The following is an 8,953-nucleotide window of genomic DNA, read 5'->3' as shown; positions in this document are numbered from 1 at the left end:
TCCGCTTCCGATCTGCGACGCGACCCCCGGTGCGGCAGCGGCGGCTGCCGGGGCGGCGACGGCCGGGGCGGCGGCGACCGGCGCGACCGCCGGCACCGGAATCGGAACCGGCACCGAAACAGGCGCTGCCTGCACCGACGTCGTCTGGATCGGACGCGTCGGCGCGGATGCCGGCGCGGCCGAACCGAGCGGCGGCAGGCCCATGCGGTCGCGCACGATCGGGTCGCGATACTTCACGTCGTCCGCGACGGTCGCTTCCACGCTCGGCGCCACGTTCGAACGCGCGAGCGGCGCGGTCGTGCCCGGGCACAGGTGGCCGGTCGCTTCCACCGCGCGCCGGTTCGCATCGCTCTGGCACAGCAGCGCGAGCGCCACGTCGGTCAGGCCCATCGCACGGAATTCACGCGCATCGAGACGCCGGACGCAGGCCTGGTCGACCAGCGTCGTGCCGCCCGTCGCGCCGAAGCCCGGGAACGACACGCCGACGCTCACCGAACCCATGCAGGTATCGGACAGCGTGGTCGTGAGGCCAGGCGCCTGGATCGCCGGGTTGGTCTTGATCGTCTGCGTACCCGAGTAATTGACGTTTTCCGAGGTCTGGGTGTTGTACGGGTTGGTGCCGGGCGCGCCCGACGACTGCAGCGACTGCGGCGTCACATTCGTGCCGCCGCTGGTGCTGGACGGCATCGTCACGTTGAAGTTCACGCTCGAATTGCCGCTGCCGCGCACCCCGCTGGAACTGGTGGCATTGCCGCCGCGCGAGCTCGTGGTGTTCGTGTTCATGCTCGAACCGCCACCCTGGCTGACGGCCGTCGACGACGTCGAGGACTGCGCGCTCGACGTCGAGTCGGCAGTTTGCGCGTGGGCACCGATCGTGGTCATCGCGAACATCGCCGCGCATGCCACCTTGATCCTGTTGCTGTTCATTTCACTCTCCGGACGAGGTTTGACCTCCGACCCAGGCAACCGTACTAATTCCCCTGAATGCCTTCAGTTTTCGCTGCTTCCCCGAACTGCTTCCAGCCGCTGCCCAGCTGGGACCACGAGCCGGCCGACACGCCCTGCCACTGCTGGGCATCCGGTCCGCCGATGGCACTGCCCGACGAAAGCGTTTGTTGTTCTGACGGTTTGGTTGTCTGGTCAGGATTGTTTGACGTCTGCATAGTCGATTGCCCACCATCGGCAGCACGGTCAGCGCCATACGCCGTCAGAGACGCGAGCATCAGAGCGGCGGCAATCAGGTTCTGCTTCATGCCAACTCCTTACGTGACAACAATGCGGAAAAGAGACCAGCGTCGCTGGGAAACTGGTCCCCCCCACACCTGACTAATGACTGCTCCCGGTCGCGCTCGAACTGCCCTGGCTTCCACCCGATGCGGACGGCGAACCGGCCGGACCGGTACTCCACGCGGTCGACGAGTTGTAGTGAGTCGAACCCGTGATCGCAGCGGACCCACCACTGCCCGTCAGCCCGGCGGCACCCGCGTTGGCGTTGCCGTTGTCGTTCGCACCCGTGGCCGTGTAGTGGTTCGCGCCGAGTACGATCGTGGCGGTCACCCCTCCCGACAGCGCATTCGCGTTCTCGTTCGTTTTGCTGTTTCCACCGAACGAGCCTGCAGCACCGATACCGCCGCCTGCCGCGAACGCGCCTCCGTTCATGCCCGAACCGCTGGCCGTCGAAGTCGAGTTGTGATTGGCGGACGCCGTGCCGACGGAACCAGCGGGTGTCACGGTACTGCCGGCGCTTGCACCAGCCGTCGATGTCGAATTGCTCGTATAGCTGCCGGATCCGACCAGTACCGAACCGGACACACCCGCTGCGACGGATTGCGTCTGGTTGTTCGTGAACGAACCTGCTGCCAATGCGGCCGACGATAGGACGGTGAGCGCTGTCGCTAATATGACTTTGGCTTTCATAGCAATTCCTTGCTGTGAGGAAGTTCGGCGGTGGCGGAGCCAGGCCCGCCCTGATGGGGCGAAGCCCGGCATCCGTACCGCCAGCCAATGACGAACGCTACGCGCCGCGGCTTAGTGGTGATACGTCCAGCCAGTCGAGCCGGCATTCGCACCGCTGCTGCCGCCAGCCTGTGCGCCGCCGAAGCCGAAGCCGCCGACCGTCGACGTTTGCGTGTGGCTCGTGTACGAGACCGAAGCGCTGCCCGGGCCACCGGCAAGTGCACCGGCGGCACCGAGTGCTGCGCCCGAATCGGTCGCGGAGAAGTGGCCGAACCCGGCAACTCCGGCCATCGTCTGGCCACCGCTCGTCGAATTGCTGCTCGACACCGTGCCGCTGCCTGCAAACGCTGCACCCGAAACCGCCAGAACTGCTGCTGCAATCAGAAGCTTCTTCATGGTCGACTCCATAACGGCGTGGAGAGAATGAGCAAGGAAGACTGCACGCCATCAACCTTCCTGCCTCGAGCAATCCTTAAAAAAATAAGGATTACTATCAAATCAAGAAATTCGTGCCGACTCTTAATTTTAATTTTTTGTCTATTTTTGACAGCCGAAGTCTAGTTTTATGTTTTCAGCTTGTCCAAAATTTATGCGTAGGTGTTTTCTATTATTTTTACGACAATTGAATGTTTTTAAAAAACACCTCCAATTTCGCAACCGGAATGACGCACGCATCCTCCGGCTCACGATTTTCGATACCCCGTCGAAAACGGATACCGGCATTGGAATTCGTTTTCGAAATCAAAAATGCGCGAATATATACCACCGCAAAATACGACAGCCGTTCAAATTGCGCTCGTCAGCCGAGCGACGACGGTGCCGCATTGCAGACAGATGGCATGTTTGCTCCCTGAGCTGGCGAAGAAAGGGCGTCCGGACAATCCGGCCGACGTGCGTTCGATCTAATCCGGCCGGCGCCGGTACTGGCCCGGCGCGATCGAAACCGCCCTGCACGGTTGAAGACGAAACGGCGTCACGCTGTCCGGCACGAACAGCCTGACCCATCCGGGTGAACTGAATGAAAGGGGGCACCCCTGTCGCCCGCTCGTCACGAGGCGCGACAACCGCCGCGGCACGCGGCCGGCGCGGACGCCGGGAAAGCGATGGAATACCCGCGACGCTGGCACTGCGTCGTGAGCAACACCCCGATTTCTCCGACTACCCCATTGGTGCGCAAAATACGCGCGGATCACACTACTGCTTATGGTCTTCATCGCCGTTTCCCCGACTGCTTACTGACGAGTTGGTCGCCCCCACATCTTTGTTGCATCGTGTCGACCGCCCGCCGATGCGTCCAATACCGCAAGCAGCGTGCCACGCGTTGCGCCATCGTTCGTTGCGCGCGCCGAACCGCCGCCAGGCCGCGGCTTTTCGCCGGAAACGTCGTTTTTTGTTTCAGGAATGTATCGCGGCAAAGGTTTGGCACACGTCGCGATCGCTGCGCTTCATGACGCAATCCCGTGATTAGACGGACGAATCCGGCCCGCGGCGCGTTGCCGGACGGCAGGTTGAACGGGTGTTTCAAACTTGAGAAGCGCGCCGCGGCGCCCGCCGGGCGGCATCCGTGTTTCCACTGACGAACGACGCTTCGATGCGTATGCGGCCCGGCTTCCGTGCGAAAACGAACGAGAATCGATCCACCCTGCGTACGGCCCCGGCGCCAGACGCAACGGCCTTCGATGCGTCTTCGGCTTGCTTATCCCCGGTTCGGCAAAACGAATTTGATTCATTCGTGAAAATACCGACACGATCGCGCGACAAAAAATGTTGCCATCGCGACCGTTACCGGCGTAATAATTAAAACAAATGTAAACATGGAATGCCGGCAAAAGCACAAGCACCATTTTTCATTCCGGCTCAACCCACCTTGCACGCCGGATACACCCCGAGGATGCGACACATTCGAGAAACGTTTTCAAGCATTTATCCGCTCGATTCTCATCGATGAAACATGCCGATTCAACGTGCGCCTTACGTTAACAATCTCGTAAAAGCCTGATTTATCGAGCGTTTCATCGTATCGAATCGCGTTGATCCGGCGCTCGCCCGGCTCATTCGCCTGTCCCCACGATTCACGCGTGAAACGCCTGCACGCCTGTCGATCGGCGAAGGCATGGCCGTGCCCGCGCCCGGCGGCGGCGTGTCGTCCGTGGCATGCCGATTGCCTGATGTCCGGCTCTCACCGAGCGGCACGCCACGGCACACGGAGCACCGGCGGCGGCCCGCTCGCAACCTGCGTGTCGGGGAAACGGCGATGAAGATCACCACCGATCGATCGGCGCTTGCGCCATTCAAGCATCAACGGGGTTGTCAGCGAAACCGGAGCGCCTGTCGCGGCGCTTCGTCGACATCGGAACAGGCGGACCGGCGCTTGCCGAAACGGCACCCGTGCAGCGGGATGGAGCGCGTGCGCGACGCCGTCGGACAGATCGACCTGTGGTTCCTCGAGATGCTCGACGAAGGAGACGGCGATGAATGACCGCGCACCGCCCGAGACGCGTGCCGGCCGGTGCCGGCGGCACCTCAGCCGAGCAATTCCTTCTTCCGCAGGTGCACGACGTCGCGCATCGGCGGCGCGCCGAACAGCCGGCTGTATTCGCGGCTGAACTGCGATGCGCTTTCGTAGCCGACGACGGCGGCGACCGACCCGACGTCGCCGCCCTGCCGCAGCAACAGCCGCCGCGCTTCGTGCAGCCGCAACTGCTTCTGGTACTGCAGCGGGCTCAGCGTCGTCACGTGCTTGAAATGATGGTGCAGCGACGACACGCTCATGTTGACCGCCTGCGCGAGCGACTCGACGCGCATCGGCTCCGCGAAGTGATCGCGGATCCATTCGATCGCGCGCGCGATCCGGTGCGTCTGGCTGCCCGCGATGGCCATGTGTCGCAGCCGCGTGCCCTGCCCGCTCGTCATCAGCCGGTACAGCACTTCCTTTTCGATCAACGGTGCGACGACCGGAATGTCGGCAGGCGTATCGAGCAGGCGCAACAGTCGCAGCGCGGCGTCGAGCAGCGGCGGCGTCAGTTCGGCGAGCGCGATCCCCTCGCCTTCCGGGCCCGCATCGGGCTCGGGCAGCCGCATCTCGGCCGCCAGCTCGACGATGCGCTGCGGATCGAGCGTCAGCGACAGGCACAGGTACGGCGCCTCCGGCGACGCGCGCGTCACGCGCGAGAGGATCGGCAAGTCGATCGACGTAATCAGGCAATTGTGCGTGTCGTATTCGTAAGCGTGACCGGCCACGATCACGCGCTTCGCGCCCTGCGCGGCGATCACCAGCGCGGCCCGCGACACGCCGCAGCCGAGATCGACCGGACGCGTGTGCCGATGCAGCATCAAGCCCGGCACGGCCGTCGAATGCGAGCCGTCGGCCGGTGCGAAACGGCCAATCAGCGATGCCAGCTCGCGCCGCCCGGATTCGCGCGACGCCACGATATCGGTCATGTCCATGACGCATCCTCGAATGATTTCCCGTGTCGCGGGAGCATAGCGAAACGGCCCGCCGCGTGCCGGGGATTTGCAGGATTGTTCAATAAATTTGCAGGATTGGGTAGACGCAAAAAGCGGCGGCTCGCGCACACTCCCGGCTAACCTGCCCGTATGGCGGGTTTTCCCCATGGAGACATAAAAATGCCTACCTCGTTTGTCCTGAACGGCAAGAACGTCACGCTCGACGCCGATCCGTCGATGCCCGTCCTCTGGGCGATTCGCGAACACGCGGGACTGACCGGCACGAAGTTCGGCTGCGGCATGGCGCAGTGCGGCGCGTGCACCGTGCATCTCGAAGGCCAGGCCGTCCGCTCGTGCGTGCTGCCGCTCGCCGGCATCGCGGGCAAGCACATCACGACGATCGAGGGCCTGCAGAGCAAGCCCGCGCACGCCGTGCAGGCCGCCTGGGTCAAGCTGCAGGTGCCGCAATGCGGCTACTGCCAGTCCGGCCAGATCATGTCGGCCACCGCGCTGCTGGAACAGAACCCGAAGCCGACCGACGCGGACATCGATGCCGCGATGAACGGCAACCTGTGCCGCTGCGCGACCTACGCCCGCATCCGGGCCGCGATCCACGACGCAGCCGCGACGCTGGGAGCCTGACCATGACGATCGAACTCGACAACACCGGCTCCGTGCGTCCGTCGCGCCGCACGTTCCTGAAGACCGCGGGGGCCGCGGCCGCGGTCAGCCTGACCATCGGCTTCGACTTCACCGGCTTCGGCCGCCGCGCGCTCGCCGCGACCGCGCCCGAAGCCGGTTTCGCGCCGAACGCATTCCTGCGCATCACGCCCGACGGCACCGTCACGATCATCGCGAAGCACGTCGAAATGGGCCAGGGCGCGTATACGGGCATCGCGACGATCGTCGCCGAGGAGCTCGACGCGAACTGGTCGAACGTGCGCGTCGAAAGCGCGCCGGCCGATGCGAAGCGCTACGCGAACCTCGCGTTCGGCACGATGCAGGGCACCGGCGGCAGTTCGGCGATGGCGAACTCGTGGCAGCAGCTGCGCGAAGCGGGCGGCAAGGCGCGCGCGATGCTGGTGTCGGCCGCCGCGGCCCGCTGGAAGGTGCCGGCCAGCGAGCTGACGACCGCCAATGGCGTCGTCACGCACGCGAAGAGCGGCAAAACGGCGCCGTACGGCACGCTCGTCGCCGATGCGTCGAAGCTGCCCGTGCCCGACAAGGTCACGCTGAAGCAGCCGGCCGATTTCAAGCTGATCGGGCACCGGATCCCGCGCGTCGACGCGTCGGCGAAATCGAACGGCACCGCGCATTTCACGCTCGATACGACCTTCCCCGGCATGCGCGTCGCGCTGCTGCAGCGCCCGCCGCGCTTCGGCGCCACGGTGAAATCGTTCGACGCGACGGCCGCGAAGGCCGTGCCGGGCGTCGTGTCGGTCGTGCAGGTGCCGGGCGGCGTGGCAGTCGTCGCGAACGGATTCTGGGCCGCGAAACAGGGCCGTGACGCGCTGAAGGTCGAGTGGGACGACGCGCACGCGGAAAAACGCGGGTCCGGCGAGATCATGCGCGAATACCGCCAGCTCGCCGACAAGCCCGGCACGTCGGCGCGCAAGGACGGCGACGCCGACGCGGCGATCGCGGGCGCGGCGCGCAAGATCAGCGCGTCGTACGAATTCCCGTATCTCGCGCACGCGCCGATGGAGCCGCTCGACGCGGTCGTCAAGCTGACGGCGAACAGCTGCGAAATCTGGGCCGGCGACCAGTTCCAGACCGTCGACCAGGCCAACGCGGCCAGGACGGCGGGGCTGAAACCCGAACAGGTGCAGATCCACACGCTGTATGCGGGCGGCAGCTTCGGCCGGCGCGCGAACGCGTGGTCGGACTACGTGGTCGAGGCCGTGTCGATCGCGAAGGCGCTCGGCGCGGACGGCAAGCCCGTCAAGCTGCAGTGGACGCGCGAGGACGACATCCAGGGCGGCTTGTACCGCCCGATGTACTTCCACAAGCTCGACGCGGGCCTGACCGCGGACGGCAAGCTGGTCGGCTGGCGCCACCGGATCGTCGGCCAGTCGATCCTCGCCGGCACGCCGTTCGAAGCGTTCATGGTCAAGAACGGCGTCGACGCGACGTCGGTCGAGGGTGCGGCGAACCTGCCGTACGCGGTGCCGAACGTGTCGGTCGAGCTCACCACCGCGAAGACCGGCGTGCCGGTGCTGTGGTGGCGCGTGGTCGGCAGCTCGCACACGGCCTACGCGGTGGAGGCGTTCATCGACGAAGCCGCGCACACGGCGGGCAAGGATCCGTACGCGTTCCGCCGCGACCTGCTCGAGAAGGAACCGCGGATGCGCGCGGTACTGGACCTCGCCGCGCAGAAGGCCGGCTGGGATCCGGCCAAGCCGCTGCCGAAGGGCCGCGGGCGCGGGATCGCGGTCGCCGAGGCGTTCAAGAGCTATGTCGCGCAGGTCGCCGAGGTGTCGGTCGACGCGGACGGCAAGGTGAAGGTCGAGCGCGTGGTGTGCGCGGTCGATTGCGGGATCGCGATCAATCCCGACATCGTCGCCGCGCAGATGGAGGGCGGCATCGGCTTCGGGCTCGGCGCGGCGATGCACAGCGCGATCACGCTGAAGGACGGCCAGGTCGAGCAGCGCAACTTCGACGGCTACCAGGTGCTGCGGATGGCCGAGATGCCGAAGGTCGAAGTGCATATCGTGCCGTCGGCCGAGGCGCCGACCGGCGTCGGCGAGCCGGGCGTCGCGCCGGTCGGCCCGGCCGTGGCGAACGCGATCTTCGCGGCGACGGGCAAGCGGCACTACGTGCTGCCGTTCGATTCGGCGGAGGGCGCGAAGGCCTGATGTGCAGGCGCACCGGCCGCGGGGCGAAACGCCCCCGTGGCCGGTCTCCATCCAGCCGCCCCTCGCGTTACGTCAGACGTAACGCCCCTCACCCGTAACATCCCCACCCGATGCTACGTAACAATCCTTCAATGATGCTCGGACCCCTTCAGTGTCCGCCTCGCCTCTCCCGTTAAAAATTCTTTTAAATTCAAGGCTGCCGGGCCGCGCGCAGCCGTGCCGCCGCCGGTCGGCGCTCGATAATCCTCTGCCTGGCCCGAAAGTTGCATCACAGGACCCGCAAACACTCCTTAATGGACATGTGAGGGCCACCATGGATTGCAAATACCTGTACATCGACAACATAAAAATCAACTTCGTGCGCCGCACGATCGAAATCGACAACAAGGTCGTTGACGTGACGCCGCGCGAATTCGACGTCGTCGAATTCCTGCTCGACAACATGAACAAGATCGTGCCGCGGCAGGCAATCCAGGAAGCCGTGTGGGGCCGCGAGCTCGGCGTGTCGTCGCGCACGCTCGACACCCATATCTCGCGGATCCGTTCGAAGCTGCAGCTCGAACACGACAAGAACCTGCGGATCATCCCGATCTACGCGGTCGGCTATCGCCTGGTGCTGTTCGGTGCGGCCATGACGCACGTCGAGCGCCACGATGCCGCGCCGGTCCTGCGTGCCGCGCCGCAACCGGCGATGA

At 65.2% G+C, this 8,953-nt stretch carries 9 protein-coding genes and 1 pseudogene; 4 read left to right on the top strand and 6 right to left on the bottom strand.

Annotated features, from left to right (window positions below; translation table 11 throughout):
• From G3N62_RS32795 to G3N62_RS32775, 5 genes and pseudogenes are all read right to left on the bottom strand, one after another.
• A pseudogene (locus tag G3N62_RS32795) lies at positions 1 to 927 on the bottom strand (chemotaxis protein CheA); the annotation flags it as partial.
• A gap of 44 nt (positions 928 to 971) precedes the next feature.
• A complete protein-coding gene (locus G3N62_RS32790; protein WP_034189417.1) occupies positions 972 to 1,253 on the bottom strand; it encodes a hypothetical protein in 282 nt (93 codons plus the stop codon).
• 73 nt (positions 1,254 to 1,326) lie between these two features.
• Positions 1,327 to 1,917: a hypothetical protein gene (locus G3N62_RS32785; protein WP_034189416.1), complete on the bottom strand. Its 591-nt coding sequence runs from the start codon at positions 1,915 to 1,917 to the stop codon at positions 1,327 to 1,329.
• A 111-nt stretch (positions 1,918 to 2,028) separates the two neighbouring features.
• On the bottom strand, positions 2,029 to 2,352 hold the full coding sequence (locus G3N62_RS32780; protein WP_034189521.1) for a hypothetical protein: 324 nt from the start codon (positions 2,350 to 2,352) through the stop codon (positions 2,029 to 2,031).
• Between the two features lie 1,049 nt (positions 2,353 to 3,401).
• Complete coding sequence (locus G3N62_RS32775) at positions 3,402 to 3,800, bottom strand: hypothetical protein (protein WP_124670290.1); 399 nt, start codon at positions 3,798 to 3,800, stop codon at positions 3,402 to 3,404.
• A 410-nt stretch (positions 3,801 to 4,210) separates the two neighbouring features.
• Between G3N62_RS32775 and G3N62_RS36190 the strand changes: the two genes are divergently transcribed.
• Positions 4,211 to 4,435: a hypothetical protein gene (locus tag G3N62_RS36190; protein ID WP_226104081.1), complete on the top strand. Its 225-nt coding sequence runs from the start codon at positions 4,211 to 4,213 to the stop codon at positions 4,433 to 4,435.
• Between the two features lie 44 nt (positions 4,436 to 4,479).
• On the opposite strand, the gene G3N62_RS32765 is transcribed toward G3N62_RS36190, so the two are convergent.
• Entirely contained in the window at positions 4,480 to 5,403 is a 924-nt protein-coding gene (locus tag G3N62_RS32765) for an AraC family transcriptional regulator (protein ID WP_059556784.1), read from the bottom strand.
• Positions 5,404 to 5,583: 180 nt separating this feature from the next.
• Between G3N62_RS32765 and G3N62_RS32760 the strand changes: the two genes are divergently transcribed.
• The 3 genes from G3N62_RS32760 to G3N62_RS32750 form a co-directional block, all read left to right on the top strand.
• Positions 5,584 to 6,045: a (2Fe-2S)-binding protein gene (locus G3N62_RS32760; RefSeq protein ID WP_011354470.1), complete on the top strand. Its 462-nt coding sequence runs from the start codon at positions 5,584 to 5,586 to the stop codon at positions 6,043 to 6,045.
• A 2-nt stretch (positions 6,046 to 6,047) separates the two neighbouring features.
• The gene (locus tag G3N62_RS32755; RefSeq protein ID WP_124670289.1) at positions 6,048 to 8,258 is read left to right on the top strand and encodes a xanthine dehydrogenase family protein molybdopterin-binding subunit; all 2,211 of its coding nucleotides are present in this window, start codon (positions 6,048 to 6,050) and stop codon (positions 8,256 to 8,258) included.
• Positions 8,259 to 8,571: 313 nt separating this feature from the next.
• On the top strand, positions 8,572 to 8,953 hold a 382-nt coding region (locus tag G3N62_RS32750), incomplete at its 3' end, for a winged helix-turn-helix domain-containing protein (RefSeq protein WP_206141439.1).

It is taken from the genome of Burkholderia sp. Tr-20355 (assembly GCF_017104685.1).
GTDB classification, from domain to species: Bacteria; Pseudomonadota; Gammaproteobacteria; order Burkholderiales; family Burkholderiaceae; genus Burkholderia; species Burkholderia seminalis.
Note: the sequence above shows the minus strand (reverse complement) of the source record. Positions and strands in the feature narration are given on the sequence as shown.